Origin of the sequence: Bacteroides sp. AM32-11AC (genome assembly GCF_003603515.1) — a bacterium.
GTDB classification, from domain to species: Bacteria; Bacteroidota; Bacteroidia; order Bacteroidales; family Bacteroidaceae; genus Bacteroides; species Bacteroides uniformis.
Genome location: NZ_QTNH01000003.1, coordinates 71,297 through 89,763, shown reverse-complemented (window position 1 = coordinate 89,763; position 18,467 = coordinate 71,297). Strand labels below are relative to the sequence as shown.

The window sequence follows — 18,467 nt, the reverse complement described above, 5'->3', positions numbered from 1 at the left end:
AGAAAAAAACATGCTCGCATCTCCTATTATAGAAATAAAGAACCTCAGTGCCGGATACGATAACCGGACTGTGTTGCACGATGTAAACCTGACTATCTACGAACGTGATTTTCTGGGTATCATCGGCCCCAACGGTGGAGGAAAGACCACACTTATCAAGTGCATCCTGGGACTGCTGAAGCCCACTGCCGGAGAGATACTTTATCATACCGATTCCCCGTCACCCGAAGTAGCCGGTTCTCAATGCCTACCCCTCAACACTCGATTATCCATGGGGTATCTGCCCCAGTACAGCAGCATCGACCGGAAGTTTCCCATTACAGTAGAAGAAGTCATCCTTTCAGGCCTCAGCAGCCAAAAGCCACTTGCTTCGCGCTTCAATACCCGACACCGGGAAAAGGCCCGCCATGTGATAGCCCGCATGGGACTGGAAGGCATGGAACAACGCGCCATAGGTGCCTTGAGCGGCGGACAGTTGCAACGCGCCTTGCTGGGACGTGCCATCATCTCCGACCCACAGGTCGTGATTCTTGATGAGCCCAGTACCTACATTGACAAGCGTTTTGAAGCCCGCCTCTACGAACTACTGACAGAAATCAATGAAGAATGTGCCATCATCCTCGTCAGCCATGACATCGGTACGGTATTGCAGCAAGTCAAGTCTATCGCTTGCGTCAACGAAACGCTGGATTACCACCCCGACACCGGTGTCACGGAGGAGTGGCTGGAACGGAACTTCAACTGCCCGATAGAGTTATTGGGACACGGAACACTGCCACACAGAATACTGGGGGAGCATAAGCATGCTCATGAATAAGCAAAGGAGGTTGGTTTTACAGTAAACCAGCCTCCTTGCTCTTTCAAATAGTCACCCGGCAATCTTCTTACCCATTATTTATATCGGAATGCCTTATATGAATGGGGCAACAGTAATAAACGGAAAGAATTCTTAGGCGTAACCGGACGTCTGGTCTGTATCACCGGTCCGGCAGGAAGAGGACTCAAAACAGTCCCATCCTCCAAGCTTTCCAGCTTCATCACCTTATCACCGGTCACGATACGCACCTCTACCGGTTCGTCATTGAAGTTCTCTACCACCAGCGTTTTATTGTCATATACAAACAGGCCTACTTTGGAGGGAGCTTCCAGACAGACTCCTATGTCCTTACTCATAATGCGACGAATTTCATTCAAGGCATTGGCCGGAAAATCATACAGATTGCCCATATCGTCGGGAATGGTAAGAACATACAGATTACCGGTAGCATACGGGGCTCTCAACAGAATAGGATAGCCCGAAACTCCACCCGTCAGCGGACGACCGGCACTGACCATCTCCCAAGCATCATTCGTATAATACTGCACCTGCGGAATCAACAGGTCACGTCCGGACTGCCCGTAACGGCCGAAATCATTGACAAGAGCCTTCAAATCAGTACAACGCAACTCGGCTACCTCTGTAAGCTTCTCAGGAATGGCTTTCAGCAAACTGCTCGTAACCACCACATCACGCCCGCTTTGCAGTTGTCTCTTGATTTTAGCCATAATTTCCGTATCCTGTGCAGCTTGTGCAGTCAGCAGAACCACTTGCTGGTCTTCCGGAAAAACAGGACGCATATCCATCGGCAAACCTATCATGCCCAAATAGTTCTGAAGGAAATCATCACCGGCGGCATGAAAAGGCTTGTAGGATTTTATACCCACCGGATTCCCCAGCTTATGAATCAACTTATCCGTTTGTTTCAGCACAACACCGGCTATACGGGCCATCGTGGTAGGTTCTACCAAAGAGCCGTCTTCCAACCGGATGGGAGCGGTCACCTCATCATAGTTAAAGCTGGTACCCATTCCCTGCCAGGGAGTACGGTATTTAGGAGACAACTTCACATCCAGAAGCTGGTGATAGGCAAAGAGAATAATCTCGGGAGCCTTGGCAAGCATGGTCAAATGAAGCTGTTCGGCATACCGGTCCATACCCATGTTCAGTCCACCTACATCGACCCATCCCCCACCGTTATAACCCGGACGCAGGTTATCGAAATAACGGATAATATTATAACTCAGATAGTTCTGCAAATGCTGATTACCTGCCGGGTCCCTTGTTTCAGTACCGGTCCAGACACCGTCAAAGAGCTGGGGACCTTCCTCCAAATTAAATCCCAAACCTTGAAAGTGATCATACCAGTTGGGATATTTGATAATCACCTTTACCTGAGGATTCACTTTCTTGGCAGGTTTCAGCACGAGGTCACGACCGGCCTCGGTCATCAGCTTCAAGCGGTAGTCCGTCCAGCTCTGCATTCCTTTTGCCTTTATTTCTATGTCGGACTTGCAGCTGGTGAAGAAGAAATCATCCAGAATAAACTCATCAAAGTGTTTCGCCGTGTGTTCCGCAATCTTTTGCACCATCTTGCGGTGTTCGGGATTGGAATAGCAGAATGTCTCGAAACTGTTTGCCTCGTTGATGGTATAGGTAATACCTCCAGCTGTCTCTATACCCCGGTCATGAAAGAATTTCTTTGCCTGCTCCAGAGTGGCATCCTCCACAACCAGCAAGTCCCGGTGTGTTTCCAGATAAATCTTGTCCACTTCCAACTGTTGTGAAATCACATTCCAGGTAGAATCCAGCCAATGGATGTCCTTCATCTTGTCTACCTCGTAAGCACGGACATAAATGGATACTTTGAAACTCTCGTAAGCTTTTGCCTGCATGGTCATATTACAAACCATGCAGAGCAGAAAAACTACAATTACAAACTTATCTACCTTTATTTTACTATTCATTGCAATTCAATATTTTATTAGACGCCAATACCATATACATAAACCACGTAGCATGTCCACCCAGGCAATACTCACCTTCCTGCCACAAGAACGGAAAATGAAGCAGTTCCGGTAGATCGGGACGAATCAGATTAGTACCCGGAGAAACTCCACCCGGGATATAAGACCAATCAGCACGATTGACACCATAGGCGGCCTTCATCGTTTCGGCACCAACCCCCGTTACAAAAGCTGCCTGGTTACGTCCCGGATGCATACCCAGCAGATACTGGACGGCATTAAAAATGTAGTCCGGTGTAAATAAGTCAGGATAAGCAGCATGTAAATAACAGTAGTTATAGCCCAAATGCTGAGGCTCCCATGAACCGGAAGAACGGTTACCTCTGTCGTGTGGCACTCCATACGGGGTTTTACTGCTATACTCCTGATACATGGCCTGTAACTCCGGCAATGCCTTACGAATAGCCTTGCTGAAACGGACATTGCCCACAGCCTGGTCGAACCGCCCGATGAACCAGCCCGTCTGACGGATATTCTTGCAGATGAAATCCTGCTGCTGCAAAACGAAATCGCGGTACCCGGCTTCCTTCGTTGCCAGATAAAGCTCTACGGCGGCATGTACTTTCGTTGTCAGTATCCAATTGTTATCACAACGTGTAATCTTAAACAGCTCACGGGCTATTTCCAGACAATCTGCCGCCAGAGTATCATTATGTCCCTTCAGCACGCGTGAAATACCTGCCAGCCAAGCGGCCACCTGTAACTCACGTCCCGGATTGTCTTCCGTAAACACCCAACGGTCATCAGCCGTTCCACTGACATGATCAGTATGGGCCGAAGCATCTCCCAAGTGTGCATATTGCCGTACAGTAGGACACAAAATTCCTCTATAGAGGCGTCCCAATGCCTTCCAACCGGCTACTACGGTCAAAGCCCCGTTTTCCACTTGCTGTAACAAGTCGTTTTTCCCGTCAGGCTGGTGTATCTCTACAATCCGTTTTTCGAAATCAATGGAAGTCTCGTCCCAGTAGGCACCGAAATTCTCACAAGCCATAGCGAGGATATAGGCTTCACCTGCCTGCGACTCCACACGCAGGTCATAATCGCCTGCATCGTGCCAACCGCCTACGTTCAATCCCGGAACAAGATCGCCCGGCTGATATTTACACAGAGTAGAAGGTCCCTGGCTATATCCGTCAATGTGATTGATATTCGTTTGGGCCATTCGGGCATCGTCCTGGTGACAGAAGTCATGCCATACACGATACTTCTCGTTGACACGCATGTGACACATCTGTACCGGCAGGAAATATTCCACCTCCGCCTGCCAGATTCCTTTATCCCAAACATCCTTTGCAATACGGAACACCGGAGAAGCCGCATCACCGTACATCACCTGATAAAGTCCCTCTTCCGTAATTTCCGTAAAGTCGAACTGCAAATAATGGTAACGCTGGAAATCTCCCCAATCCTTGGCAGCCTGCTGTTTCACCAGTTTCCTGCCGTCGGCCGCAATACGGTAGAGGGCAGGTTGCCGGAAATCTGTATCCCGTTTGTCCAATTCGATGACAGCCACTTTCTTCTGTCCGGGATGATAACCCACTTGAGAGGCCTGTACCACCGGTGCATAGCGCCACTCCTTGGTAACTGTGGGACGGATAATCCATCTCACCGCATTCCCTTTCGTTCCTGCCGGAAATTCCGAACGAAGCACAAACCAACCGTTATTATGGTTTATCCGTCCGTCATACAGCATCAAATCTCCCTTCTCACTCTCAATCGTAATCTTTGCCAACTCATCCTGCGGATTGAGCACAAACTTTTTTCCCGCGGCAAGAGGGGCAGAGACAATATCATCGGCAATCATCGGATTATAAGTCTTCCGGTCCAGAAGCAACTGGTCCAGGCTGGCTTTCCCCTTAGGATTGAAGTCTCCGATATGCTCCATATTGGAGGTCTGCTTCATGGTGGGCCCCATCGCCTGATGAGGGAAAACACCCGTCCGGTTATCCATAATCCAGGGCTTGCCCAACAAGGTAGAAGGCACCAGCTCCAGATTGAAACCGAGCTTCCCGGCAAAGCGCTCCGGAACCGGCCGGTCCAAATCAACAGTCAATACCAGATAGTCCTTTTCCCCTTTCACCTTGATAGTATAGCCGAAAGCAAAATCCGGATAGAGCATCGGATTGAACCCCGCCATATGCTTGGCCGAGTCAGGATAGCTCAGTGTGACACGGATTTCGTTAGCAGCCTCATCCACCACCCGTTTCCTCATCTTGGGCAATCCCTGCCACTGCCCCTGCGAAATCTCGAAACGCACATCACCGCCTGCGGCCCTGCGGTCTCCATTCAAAACCAAGGTGACACCCCCTTGGTGTCCTTCAGGATAGACATCACTGAAAACCATCACATTGGCCCCGTGGTTTTCAAAATACCCCGACGGGTTAATCTTGAAGTCCTGGGCTTGCAAACCTGCACAAAGCATCAGTGATGCCGCACCTATTATCAATTTCTTCATACGTATTATTTTAAACGATTATACATTTCCACTCCCAAGCGTACCGTATGATATGGACAACGCCACATACTTACTTTGGGAGCCTCCTTTTTAGGCTCTCCGTCGAAACAGTCGCTATACCATTCCCCGTATTCCTTGTCCACCATATGGTCTTTGACAAAAGTCCAGACCGTATCAACCGATTGTAGATAAACGTCACTCCCGCTGATTTGCCAAGCATTGACACAAGCTATCACCGTTTCAATCTGGCCCCACCATGAGGCATGCTTGGTTTTTCTGTCACCTTTCTTCTCGTAAATCATATAGCCTTTATCACTCATTCCTTCAGCCAGACAAGCTTCCGTCACATCCAATGCAAGCTGATTTGTCTGTTCTATCAAGTCCTGATTTTCCAGCGTACGGGCAGCCTCACAAAGCAACCATCCGGTCTCAACATCATGTCCGTAAGAATCCATTTCGACCAGACTGTTCCACTCATTATCAAAGAACAGATTGAAATGCTTCCTTGACGGGTCGTAAATGCGGTTCATGAACAAATCGACGCAAAACTCAAGCCTTTTCTTCAAGCCATTGTCTTTCCAGCACTGATATAGAAGGGTATAAGCTTCCAACACATGCAGATGGGCATTCATGGTCTTGGGAGCATTATTGTCATATCGCTCCAATTTCTTCCAATTTTCGGTAAAGGATTCCACATAACCGTCATATTGCGGTTCGCGACCTTTTTCTTCCAAGACATGATACAAACTAATAGCAGTTTTCAGACTTTCGTCGTTACCCGTCGCCAGATAGTGCTCTGCCAGTCCATAGATGGCATAGGTCATGGCATAAGTATATTTAGAAGCATTCACTATCTCACCATCGGGATTGACCAGCCAATATACCCCACCGTTCTTCTTATCAATAAATGTATCGATAAAATAGCGCTGAGACTTGTTGGCAAGTTTCAGATAAGATTCATCTCCAAATGTACGGTATGCAGCAGAAAAACTCCACAGAATCCGGGCATTCAACACTCCTCCTCTGGGAGCATCTACCACCGGAGTACCATTCCGCAATACAGTCCCATAAAAACCGCCGTCAGGCGCCACTGCATAATCCATCCAAAATGGCAGTACACTGTCCCGGACATTGGCAACAATTTCCGCACACAATGTCGACCGTAACGAATTATGCCGAACAGTACATGCACACACGCCCATACATATAAATAGAAGGAAACAAAATGTTTTTCTTGCCATACTTAACTACAAGTTTAAATTGTGGACACTTAATCATCTGATTTGCTCATTCAGGAATACATACCCCAAACATAGTGAAGAATCTCTTTTCTGTAGAAGAGATTCTTCACTTCGTTCAGAATAACAGAACAATATAATTGTCTATTCTTAGCACAATTTTAGAGTCATCAATATCCCTCATTCTGGTCCTCCGAATTGATGAGAGGATTATTAAGAATCTCATTAGTAGGTATTGGGAAAATCTCCTGATATTTCTGATGCTCAAAATAACGGAAAGAATCGCCAGTTTCCCAGCACTCCTCCGGTGTAGAATTGGCTTTCGTTTTCGGATATTCGCATCTGAACCATTCTTCTGCCAGCCCCATGCGGCAAAGGTCGAAATATAAAGAGAACTCTGCATTGAGTTCGTGACGGCGCTCTTGTGTCAAAGCCACTTTCCATACATCACTTGTATACCCTTTCCGCGTCTTATATTCGGCATAGACAGTCTTTGCATCGGGCACATCGACAATAGTTGTACTCAACATAGATTGCGGAAAATCAATGGCTTGTACACCAATTTCCAAGTTCCCCCACGCACGATTACGCACTTGCCTGATCATCTCCCAACCGGTTGCTTCCTCGCCCGTCTCGAAACAACATTCGGCATAATCCAGCAATACGCCTGCATAACGTTTGAAAGTCAATGAAATCGGGCAATACACAAACCCGTCCTTACCCGGTTGCTTTCTCCAATACTTCAGTGAATATACACAAGGTACATTTTCAGAGCCTTGTACATATCCGCTGTAAGAGGGATTGGTACCCAGTTTTTCATTGGTAATAGGATGTACGTCACCCGTACCTACACAAGTATACTCCTTGCGCTTGTCTCCCTGCTCAAAAGAGCGATAATACTCCCAAGACAGAGCCAAGGACCCCCAACCGCCATACTCGGGAGCGGCACACATATAGCCATACCATATCTTGCCGTCATCGTGGCTGTTGCCTCCCCAATTCATATTGCCGTGAATATGATAAGCCACCTCAAAAATGGATTCTTTTGTCCAATGGTTGTCCCAGGCATGAAGATTGGCATAGCACGGCTCCAATGCATAGGTATTACTGGTAATAATGTCATTCAATTCCTTCTTGGCTTCAGTAAATTTCTTCTGATACATATAGAGTTCTGCCAAAAATGCCTTGCAGAAACCTTTCGTAATACGACCGTATTCTCCATCGGCAGGTTCCCAATCCAGCTTTTCCATGGCAAACTTAAGGTCTTCCTCAATAACCTGATAAGTGCCTTCCAGATTTTCAGGACGCGCCTTTCCTGCACTGGTTGTATAAGTCTCACCCGTAAGCAACATGGGGACAGGGCCAAAGACTTTTGACAAATACAAGTAATTGTATGCACGAATGGCACGCGCCTCGGCTTCAAACTGCACTTTCTTTTCGGCAGAAAGCACGGAAACGTCCACATTCTGCAATCCGGCCAGAAAACGGTTGGCACGGTCAATACCCTTATAGCTCATACGCCAAGCCGTATCCAGCGAACCTTTATTGGCTAATACCGCATGACGTTGCCATTCGGCATCCCAGCCGGACGCCTGGCAATCCATCGTACTGTGTCCGGCAATAAATACATTGGGCTTAAATCCCCATGTCGTATCATCGCCACTATTATCACTGCCTTGATAGGTATAAAAAGTATCATAAATACCATAAAGCCCCGACTTTATATTTGCCTCATTCCGGTACATGAAATCTTCGGGCAGAATATCGTAATGATCGACTTCCAAATAGTCATCACAAGAACTGGTAGTACCCAAGGTGAGAGCACCCAACAACAATATATGGTAAAAACTTTTTCTCATAATATGATTTGTTTATCTGTTAAGTATTAGATTAGAATTGTACACTCACACCGAAAGAGACGGATAACGGGAACGGATAGCGTCCGCCATCGAAACCTGTCAGCAGCACTCTGTCCGAACCGACTTCCGGATCACCCCATTTGTTATACGAAGAAAGCGTCAATATGTTGTCTGCACTGACAAACATGCGGGCATTCTCCATCTTCGCGTGCTTTACCAAATTCTTCGGGAAAGTATAGCCAAACTGAATGTTCGAAATCTTCAAATAATCGCCTTTCTTAATGAAAGCGTCACTGGAACGGTGATTCTTATTGTGGTCGCCCTTGGTGATACGCGGATATTTGCCATTGGGATTCTCAAGAGTCCAGGCATTCTTCACATATTCTGCCAGAACGTTCTGGTAACCGCCGTCAGGACCATACATAGAAGTCAGACGGGCAGCGCTGTAAGAATAGACATCCATTCCGGCTACCCCATACATATTCATTGAAAAGTCGAAATTCTTGTAAGAGGCAGTAAGGTTCAAACCGTAGGAAAGAGTCGGGAAACCATTACCGATAACCGTACGGTCTTCGTCTGTAATCTGGCCGTCGCCATTCAGGTCGATATACTTGAAGTCACCCGGAGCGGTGTCACCATCCTGGTACTTGCCTGTAGGCGATTGAGCATTCAAGGCATCAATCTCCTGCTGGTTCTGAAAAATACCGGCCACTTTCCAGCCATAATAAGAACCTACGGCATAACCGTTCTGTGTGATGGAGTGATTGTCCCAGTCATCACCATCCTGCGTACCATAACTGTTGTTTTTATAGAAAATAGGGTCACCCACCTCTACCGCCTCATTTTTCAAGGTAGAACCATTTACACGTACTCCTACATTCCAATCACCGAAACTTTTATTCCACGCAGCACTAACCTCAAAACCTTTGTTACGGATATGTCCGGCATTGGTATAGACAGACGTAAAACCGGTAGAAGGACGGATCTGACGATAAATAAGCAAATCTTTCGAGTCACGGATAAAGTAGTCCACCGAGAATGAAAGCTCGTTGTTCATAAAGGCCATGTCCAGACCGATGTTGGTCTGCTCGTTGGTCTCCCACTTCAGGTTGGTGTCAATTTCCTTTTGCTGTGCGATACCGGCTGCATTCATCATGCCGCCCCCGGCCATGACATAATACATACAATCCAAAGAAGAGAGCTGAGGGACAGAAAGACTGGTTCCGCTACCCGCATTACCGGTCTGCCCCCAACCTGCACGTATCTTCAGGTTGCTGAAAAGATTCAGATTCTTGATGAAGTTCTCCTCTGACAAGCGCCATGCCAAAGAAGCGGAAGGGAAAGTACCGTACCGGTTGCCCGAACCGAAGTTGGAAGAACCGTCGCGGCGTACTGTAGCCGTCAGTATATAACGGTCATTCAGACTGTAGGTCAGACGTCCGAAATAAGATTGATAACGGGTCTTCAAGTCACGTCCCCCATTTGTATTCTTGGAGCTGGGGTCGTTTGTCAAAGAAATCTGGCGAATGTTGTCAGCCGGGAAATCACTGGCACTGGTATTCAGCCAGACACCGTCCGTATCGCTGATAGAGAAACCTGCCATAGCGCTTACACGATGATGGGCATTCGACCAGTCATAGTTGACAAACGATTCTAAGGCAATCTCCGAGTTCTGATTCTGATTGATAGAATAACTGTCCTTACGGTCTTTCGAACCAAATGTACGAGGATTATAAGGGGTATATCCATCATAACCTTTTGTGAAATAGTTGTAGCTACCGATGGTTTTAAAAGTCAATCCCTTTGCAATGTCCAATTGCAGGAATGCACTGGCCACCAAACGGTCCCATTTGGAAATCTGGTCGGTTCTGGTCTTGGCTGCAGCCACCAGGTTGTCGGCCCCCTTGTTGATGTCACCATCAGACTCTTGTTTATAATGTCCCCATGAACCGTCGGGCAAAACGATAGGCATAGAATAAAAGACTCCATTCTCTACATAGTCCATCGTAGGAATGGCTTGCGCATAACTACGCATATTGCCACTGAAGTGATGCTGGGCATGTGTATAGTTCAAGTTCAATCCCACATGAATGAAATCTTTCACTTTATGAGTGATATTGGCACGGGCTGTCAGACGTTTGAAATAAGATTCAATGACAACACCTTCATTATTCAGATATCCCACCGAAAGGTTGGCTTGCGTGGCTTCCGTACCACCCGAAGCGGAGAGATTATAGTTCTGCTGCAACGCTGTACGTGACATTTCATCCTGCCAGTCAATGCTATTCAATTTGCCAATGTACTCTTCGCCAAAAGCCAGATTGGTCATGACCGAACCGTTACGGCAAGATTCGCGCACTGCCTTGGCAAAGAGATCTGCATCGGCCACGTCTATCTTGTTGTTGTTGAATTGAAGAGAATAGTTGGCAGAGAAGTTGACTTGTGCCTTGCCCTTGCTTCCGTTTTTAGTGGTAATCATGATAACACCATTGGCACCGCGCGTTCCATAAATGGCAGTAGCAGAGGCATCTTTCAGGATTTCAATGCTCTCCACATCGTTTGGATTAAGAAAGTCAATGGAAGTACCGACCTGCACTCCATCCACTACATAAAGAGGGTCGGAACTACCGTTTACGGTGGCTACACCACGAATACGGATGTTGAATCCCCCGTCGGGCGAACCGGAGGAACGGATGACGGAAACACCGGCGGCAGCTCCCTGCAGACCTTGTCCCAAGTTCACCGGATTACGTTTCATCATCTCCTCTGCATTTACAGAAGTAACGGAACCGGTCAGGTCGGATTTCTTCATCGTACCGTAACCTACCACCACCACTTCTTCCAATGTTTCGGCATCTTCTTTCAAGATAATCTTCAAGGCATTCATGTTTCCGGTTACTTTAACGGTCCTTGTCAGATAACCGATGTAACTGGCTTTCAGCGTAGAGCCTACGGGGCACTGCAAAAAGAAGTTTCCGTCCAAATCGGTAATCATACCGTTTGTCGTACCCTCTACGATGACATTGGCACCGATAATGGGTTCGCCCTTCTCATCTACCACTTGTCCCTTTACGGTGGCTACACTCTGCTGCACTACAGCGACACTTGCAAACGGATATCCGCTTGTTGCAAAGAGAGGTCCGGCGCATGCCAGCGATACTGACATGATGCCCAAATACTTCATCACATTTCTCATAAATACTAAATACTTAGGTTTAACAAAGACCCTGCTTGGAATATACCGGGAATAAGAGTTTTGCCAGTTTGCTGGCACGGTCTTGCCAAGCCGTTGGCTAAGTTTTGCCAATGTGATGGCAAGACTTTGCCACTATAGTGGCAAAAAAGGTTTACTCTTTTCCCGGCCTACCGGCAGGAGTGGATTAAATATAGATTTTCAAAGATTAAGTTCAGAAACTCAGGGAAGTGCCTTCAACCTGATTCAGCAACTGCGGTTTCGCCTTTGCGCAATCCACTTTCACTACCTGAATGCGGTTGTCTGTAGGCAGGCATATCAAGCCCTCCGCCTGTTTCTTATCGGCACTATACACTTTCAGGCTCATCTTGCTCCAATCCATCTCAGAGGTGGACTGCGCCAACTTCAGATGAGGAAGCACCGAACCGTCGCGCACCAGCATGATTATCGGCAGGCTGCCTGCTTCAATCCTGTGCCATCCGCCTTCATACACTTTCTCCGTCTGATAGTCTATCCACTTTCCTTCGGGAAGGTAAACGGTGCGGCCGGTTATACCGGATTCGAGCAAGGGGGCAACCAGAATCTGCGAACCGAAAAGATATTCATCGTCCACCCTCCATGCTCCAGGGTCATCAGGGAACTCCACGAACAAGGCTCTCAACATCGGCAAACCTTTCTCGGTACATTCCTTAGCTTGGGCATAAACATAAGGCATCAGCCGATATTTCATCTCTGCACTTTTGCGGAAAACATCCTGTACACGCTTGCTGTCGTACAACCACGGCTCTGTCGGAGGTGCCCCATGTGCACGAGTATGAGAAGTCAGAAAACCGAACGGCAACCAACGGCAATACAAATCTTCGGGAGTAGATTTTACAAACCCTCCCATATCATGGCTCCAGAAAGAGAAACCCGACAAACCGAAGGACAAACCGGCACGGAGTGTACCCAGCATACCCGTATTCGTCGTAGCAGCATCACCGCCCCAATGCAACGGATAGCGTTGTGAACCGGCCCACGCAGCACGGGCCCACATAATATTTTCATTATGAAGCTTCTTGGTTATCTCGGATACTGCCATGTCGTAGCGCACCGGATAGAGATTGTGCTCATACCAACCACTCTTGCCAGAGGCATAAATACCGTTCAGAGGAGCAGCTTCGCCAAAGTCAACCTTGATGGCACTGACACCGATATTCAAGAGTCCGGCTAACTTGTTCTGATACCAGTTTACAGTCTCCGGATTGGAGAAATCGAGCACTACATCTTCATAAGGAAGTTCCCCGTTACCGTTCTTCACATACATGTTTTTCTCTATCAGTTCAGGGAAATAACGGTTCTTGGGAGTGAAATAAGGCAACTGCCACAAGCAGACATGGAACCCTTGCGACTTCAGGTCCTTCAACATCTGCCGGGGATTCTGGAAACGGTTTTCAGAAAACTTATAATCGCATTGCCAGTCTACATCAAACCAACCGGTATCGAAATGGATAACATCGCACGGATACTTATTCTTGCGGATATTAGCAGCCACATCATAACCTTCTTTTTCACTGAAATAGGTGATACGGCTCATCCATGTACCAAAAGACCACAATGGAGGCATACCCGGTTTTCCTACCAAATCAGTGTACTCATCCAAGATGTCTTTCGGCTCACCGAAGAATACGAACAAATCCAAGTTTTCGTCGCCCATAAACATTTTGTTCAGCCCGATATAAGTAGCACCGAAATCACAAGTGACAGGTGCGGAAGTATGCATGAACATACCATATCCCCGATTGCTCATAAAGAAAGGAATGGGCTTGTACATCTGGTCTGTTTCCGGACCTTGTGGGTCTGTAACAAACAGATTTACTTTCTGCCCCACTTTGTTCAACCCTGTAGCAGACTCGCCACAGCCAAAAATCATCTCATCTGCAGTCAGAGTAAACACGGGATTGATACGACGAGCATTGTCGCTTCCCCTTTTAATGAAACTGAAAGGGGTATACTTCACTTGCGTAGAATCAGCATCACGCAAAGTAACGGTTTGACTTAATATACGTCCTGTCTTATCTTTCAATACAACCCTCCAAGGATTCTTGTTTATTTGTACAGTTCCATAATTACCGGCATAGACAATGGTATTTTCCGTTTCGGTTACCTTCCAACTTTCATCTTTACCCGGTTCCTTCGCCAGCATAATGGATGTACTTACCTTAGGTTCCACTGGAGTAGTAAGCATACGAATACGTACTGTACGCGGAGTTACAAAGTCAATCTTAAATTTTAAGTTCGGGTCATTCTCATAAGCAGTAAAAGGAAAATCGAGCATTCTCATTTTACGGGGTTGCGCACCGTTGGTATTGAAAGCCTGACGTGGCATTAAATGCCCCCGTTTCCAATTCACCAGTCCTTCACCCGACTTAACGTCGAATGATTCCAGATGGTCTGCAAAGAATAAAGTATTACTTAAATCAAGGAAGTCCGTACTCATATCCAAAGCCTGATTCATCAAATACGAAGTACCATCATTGACATGCGGCTGTGCCAATGAACTACTGCAAGTGCACACAAGCATCGCCACCGTTAAAATTTTCTTTATCATAATATTAGAATTAAGTGATTTTGCTGCCAAATATATTCCTTTCCAAAGCGAAACATAGGTTATAAAAATGTCTTTTAATACCCAATTTTGTTTCACAATGCACATTTCGGCACCTTTGGAAACAAACAATACATTATTTTTCAACAAACAAATGACATAATCCTCAATATATACACAAAAATAGTCTTGCCTAATCAGAATATTATTTTTAATTTTGAATTATGATATTGTTAACCTTCCTAATTTAAAATTAAGAAATACATGAAGCGCCTATTCACAACCGCCATTTATATCTTGTGTGTTATACTCACCACTTCAGGAAATACGAACGAGAAAACACTAACCATGATGTTTAAACAACTTTCCATATCAGAAGGACTCTCCAACAATAGTGTCCGAAGCATCTTCAGGGACAGTAGAGGCTTTTTGTGGATAGGAACTGAATCAGGGCTCAACAAATACGACGGTTACTCATTCCATCAATATTATCAAAGTAATTCAGGACTATCCGATGATGCCATCTTTGAAGTTTTTGAAGGGCCGCAAGGCAACATATGGATTAAAACAGCCAACGAATACAGCATTTATGACTATAAAACAGGGAAAATCAGCAACGATTACAAGTCCGTACTTGAAAAGAAACATATACCAAGCAAAAACATTCAAAGAATAGGCATGACTCCCAGAAATGAATTCTGGGCCTACAACCGTAGCAAGCTCTATTTACAAAATGAAGACAAGAACCCCATCAAGGTTTTTCCCCTACAAACTGAAAAAATCTCAAACATATCTATTGCAGTACAGTCCATCTATATAATGTACTCCGACGGCGCATTATACAGTATAGACAAGCAGACCTCTGAAACCAAAGAAATCGCCATCCCTACAACATTCATACCTTTATTGAAAAACCACGAGCCTCATATTTATACCGACCGGAACGAGAATATATGGTTATATACATACCAGAACAGCCTGCTATTGCACAAAAACAGCTTCACCCGGCAATGGGAAGAAATAAAGTTAAACAATGGCCAGGACATGCAATATAACCGGATACAACGCATCCTGGACATAGGCAATGGAAACGTATGGATACTTACCAGCCACAAGGGCCTATTCATATACAATACCTTGAACAAATCAATTACCAACCTGACCCATACCCCTCTAAAGCAGCATACCATTGCCAGTAACAACCTTAGTACAATCTATCAAGACAAAGATGGAATTGTATATATAGGCAACTTTAAACACGGCATATCCTATTACAGTCCGATGTCTCAAATCATACTGTGCAACAAGTCTCCAGAGTACAATGACATCCTGACCTTCTGTAAAGACACCGATCAGGAATTTATATATTACGGTACGGATGGTACAGGTTTAATCCGCCAATCATTGGCAAGTGACTTATATGAAAAAATACCAACCCCTGCCAATATTGTGGTTGATTTATCCATAGACTCCAAAGACCGTTTGTGGATCGGAACTTATCAGAAAGGACTCTTGTGCTACTCAAAAGGGAAAATCAAACAGTATACAGTAAGCAACAGCCACTTGCTCGAAAACAACGTATATACAGTAAAAGTCGACAAATATGGTTATATATGGATAGGGACAATGAGAGGTTACGTTCAAAGGCTGAACCCCGAAACCGAAGAGTTCGACACAGTTCTGTATCGCCCCGGAGAGTTTTTCATCCGAGATATGTACTATGACAGCGACAAATATCTTTATGTAGCTTCCAACGGAGGATTGATCATCATTGATACAGAAAACCAAACCTATAGCCTTTTCGATGAAGACAACCACTTCAGCGAAAAGAATATCCTTACTGTCTACAAAGACAGCCGCAACCTTCTTTGGATAGGCCATTCACATGGAATAAGTGTCTGGGACCAGAAGAACGATTCCATCCTTTTTCTTGACCAGAAGAGTGGGCTTGCCACCAACTTCGTCAAAGCTATTATAGAAGACAACAACAAACAAATGTGGATCGGTACGGGAAACGGTATTTCACGAGTCCAAATAGTAAATGGAAAATATTACATTGTGAATTATACCATAAAAGACGGATTAATATGCAATGATACCAATATACATGCTATACTCAAGTTGGACAATGGCAATATCTTAATAGGTACCCCCAAAGGATATCAGACAATCATTCCCCAAGAAATTTTAGCAACAGACTACCACGCAAACATCTACCTGACAGGGATTGAACTCAAATCAGGAATATACCATCCCAACTTATCGAATGAAAGTTCACTTGAATGCACACAGACCCTTTCTTTTACTGAAAAAGAAAATTCATTCATTTTATCTTTCTCTGCACTTGACTTTGCAGAAACAGACAAAATAAAATATGCCTATAAAATTAACCAAAGAAACTTTGACTGGGTGTACGCAGACAACAATAAGGTCAATCTGTCTATGCTGCCTGCCGGAGACTATACATTATCTGTAAAAGCATGCAACTCACAAGGCATTTGGAGTCCAAACATCAAAGAATTGAAAATCAATATCCTTCCTCCCCTATGGCGCACTTGGTGGGCATACACAATTTATACATGTATCGCCATGTGCCTAATCTTACTGGTTATTCGAAGCCTGCGCATGCGTCACAAACAAAAATTGATTCTACAAACTGTTGAAATAGAAAATGAAAAACAACAAAAAATCAATGACATGAAACTACAGTTCTTCGCCAATATAAGTCATGAACTACGCACCCCTTTATCACTGATTATTAATCCGCTTGAAGAATTTCTCGAAAACCATCCCGAACACCGAAAAGGCATACTTGACATGGTAAAGCAGAACGCCAACTACTTGCTGGAACTCATCAACCAGTTGTTGGACTTCAGAAAACTGGATGCCAAAGCCGAGAGCCTGAAATGCAAACATGACAATATCCTCATCATTCTAAGCGAAATATTCTACTCTTTTGACCCGATAGCACAAAAAAGGAGCATAAACTATACTCTCACTTGCCCGCAACACTCTGTTTTTATGGATTTTGATTATGACAAAATGCGCAAAATCTGTACAAATATACTAACCAACGCTTTTAAGTTCACTCCTAACAAAGGAAGTATCTCAATGAATATTGAGGTGAAAGAATCAAATCTGGAACTGACATTCGCAGATACCGGCTGCGGCATCGAAGACGAAAACAAGGAGAAAATATTCCAGCGATTTTATCAGTCAAGCAAAAATCCGGCAAATAGCGGAGGCAGCGGCATTGGGTTACATATTGCCTCCGAATATATAAAAATGCATCATGGCAAAATCAGTGTCAAAGACAATCATCCTTGCGGATCTATCTTTTTAATTACATTCCCGTTACACCAAAACAGTGAAGTAATCGAAGAAGATGATACAATCAAAATGCAATCGGCAGAAGAAGAATCTCGCCAATCCACTATTCTGCTTGTAGATGACAACTACGACTTTCTCAAGTTTCTCTCTGAAAGTCTTTCCAAACAATATCATATACTGAAAGCCAGCAATGGAAAACAAGCCTTATCCATCTTAAAAAAAGAAGATGCAGATTTAATAATCAGCGATGTCATGATGCCGGAAATGGATGGGCTGGAACTGTGTTCAAACATTAAAAAAGACATACGTTATTCTCATATTCCCATAATACTTTTAACAGCCAAAGCAAGCGAAGAGCACCAATTGGAAGGACTCGAAACCGGTGCCGACGATTATATTACCAAACCATTCAACATGGAAGTGCTAAAACTCCGCATCTGCAAAATGATTGAAATGAATATAAAACGGCAAGAAATCTTCAATCAGGAGATAAAGATCGAACCCAGCCGCATCACCATTACCTCCCTTGACCAGCAATTGATAGAAAAAGCCATCGCCATTGTAGAAGACAATATAAATGAAACGGAATTTTCCGTCGAGGAACTTGCCAGCAGCCTGAACATATCACGCAGCTACTTCTACAAGAAGATGATTAAGATAACGGGAAAGAAACCCATCGAATTCATCAAGACCATCCGCATGAAACGGGCACAACAACTCCTGACAGAAAGCCAGATGCAAATCTCAGAGATTGCCTACATATTGGGCTATAACTCACCCAAAGTGTTCTCCAAACATTTTAAAGATGAGTTCAACATCAGCCCTTCCGAATTCATAAGGCAACATAGCAGAAAAATACAAACCAACGAAGAAGAAGAAGATGGACAGTATCCGGAACAAGATGCTGAAGAGACACCGGAAGAATAGGTTTTACTCCGGTTTATGCTTGCAGAAACAG

At 45.1% G+C, this 18,467-nt stretch carries 8 protein-coding genes; 2 read left to right on the top strand and 6 right to left on the bottom strand.

Features of this window, described 5'->3' with window-relative positions; genetic code table 11:
• Positions 1 to 10: 10 nt before the first annotated feature.
• Positions 11 to 817 carry a metal ABC transporter ATP-binding protein gene (locus tag DW800_RS04255; protein WP_005834252.1) on the top strand — a complete coding sequence of 269 codons (807 nt, stop codon included), beginning with the start codon at positions 11 to 13 and terminating at the stop codon, positions 815 to 817.
• A 74-nt stretch (positions 818 to 891) separates the two neighbouring features.
• Here the strand turns inward: DW800_RS04255 and DW800_RS04250 are convergent, their stop codons facing one another.
• The 6 genes from DW800_RS04250 to DW800_RS04225 all read right to left on the bottom strand — a co-directional run bounded on the left by DW800_RS04250 (position 892) and on the right by DW800_RS04225 (position 14,182).
• On the bottom strand, positions 892 to 2,784 hold the full coding sequence (locus tag DW800_RS04250) for a hypothetical protein (protein ID WP_044467909.1): 1,893 nt from the start codon (positions 2,782 to 2,784) through the stop codon (positions 892 to 894).
• Entirely contained in the window at positions 2,777 to 5,302 is a 2,526-nt protein-coding gene (locus tag DW800_RS04245) for a glycoside hydrolase family 9 protein (protein ID WP_044467910.1), read from the bottom strand. Before DW800_RS04245 ends, DW800_RS04250 begins: the two co-directional genes overlap by 8 nt.
• Positions 5,303 to 5,307: 5 nt before the next feature.
• The gene (locus DW800_RS04240; RefSeq protein WP_117703893.1) at positions 5,308 to 6,543 is read right to left on the bottom strand and encodes an AGE family epimerase/isomerase; all 1,236 of its coding nucleotides are present in this window, start codon (positions 6,541 to 6,543) and stop codon (positions 5,308 to 5,310) included.
• A gap of 167 nt (positions 6,544 to 6,710) precedes the next feature.
• Positions 6,711 to 8,399, bottom strand: coding sequence for a RagB/SusD family nutrient uptake outer membrane protein (locus DW800_RS04235; RefSeq protein ID WP_117703892.1), 1,689 nt, complete (start codon positions 8,397 to 8,399; stop codon positions 6,711 to 6,713).
• Positions 8,400 to 8,430: 31 nt separating this feature from the next.
• Entirely contained in the window at positions 8,431 to 11,595 is a 3,165-nt protein-coding gene (locus tag DW800_RS04230) for a SusC/RagA family TonB-linked outer membrane protein (protein ID WP_117703891.1), read from the bottom strand.
• Positions 11,596 to 11,806: 211 nt separating this feature from the next.
• Complete coding sequence (locus tag DW800_RS04225) at positions 11,807 to 14,182, bottom strand: alpha-xylosidase (RefSeq protein ID WP_117703911.1); 2,376 nt, start codon at positions 14,180 to 14,182, stop codon at positions 11,807 to 11,809.
• Between the two features lie 261 nt (positions 14,183 to 14,443).
• Between DW800_RS04225 and DW800_RS04220 the strand changes: the two genes are divergently transcribed.
• Positions 14,444 to 18,436 carry a two-component regulator propeller domain-containing protein gene (locus DW800_RS04220; protein WP_117703890.1) on the top strand — a complete coding sequence of 1,331 codons (3,993 nt, stop codon included), beginning with the start codon at positions 14,444 to 14,446 and terminating at the stop codon, positions 18,434 to 18,436.
• The last annotated feature ends 31 nt before the right edge of the window (positions 18,437 to 18,467 follow it).

Excerpts from the sequence above, each read along its gene's own strand:
- DW800_RS04255 (WP_005834252.1), top strand. The coding sequence starts at position 11 with ATGCTCGCATCTCCTATTATAGAAATAAAGAACCTCAGTGCCGGATAC.
- DW800_RS04250 (WP_044467909.1), bottom strand. The coding sequence starts at position 2,784 with ATGAATAGTAAAATAAAGGTAGATAAGTTTGTAATTGTAGTTTTTCTG.
- DW800_RS04245 (WP_044467910.1), bottom strand. The coding sequence starts at position 5,302 with ATGAAGAAATTGATAATAGGTGCGGCATCACTGATGCTTTGTGCAGGT.
- DW800_RS04240 (WP_117703893.1), bottom strand. The coding sequence starts at position 6,543 with ATGGCAAGAAAAACATTTTGTTTCCTTCTATTTATATGTATGGGCGTG.
- DW800_RS04235 (WP_117703892.1), bottom strand. The coding sequence starts at position 8,399 with ATGAGAAAAAGTTTTTACCATATATTGTTGTTGGGTGCTCTCACCTTG.
- DW800_RS04230 (WP_117703891.1), bottom strand. The coding sequence starts at position 11,595 with ATGAGAAATGTGATGAAGTATTTGGGCATCATGTCAGTATCGCTGGCA.
- DW800_RS04225 (WP_117703911.1), bottom strand. The coding sequence starts at position 14,182 with ATGATAAAGAAAATTTTAACGGTGGCGATGCTTGTGTGCACTTGCAGT.
- DW800_RS04220 (WP_117703890.1), top strand. The coding sequence starts at position 14,444 with ATGAAGCGCCTATTCACAACCGCCATTTATATCTTGTGTGTTATACTC.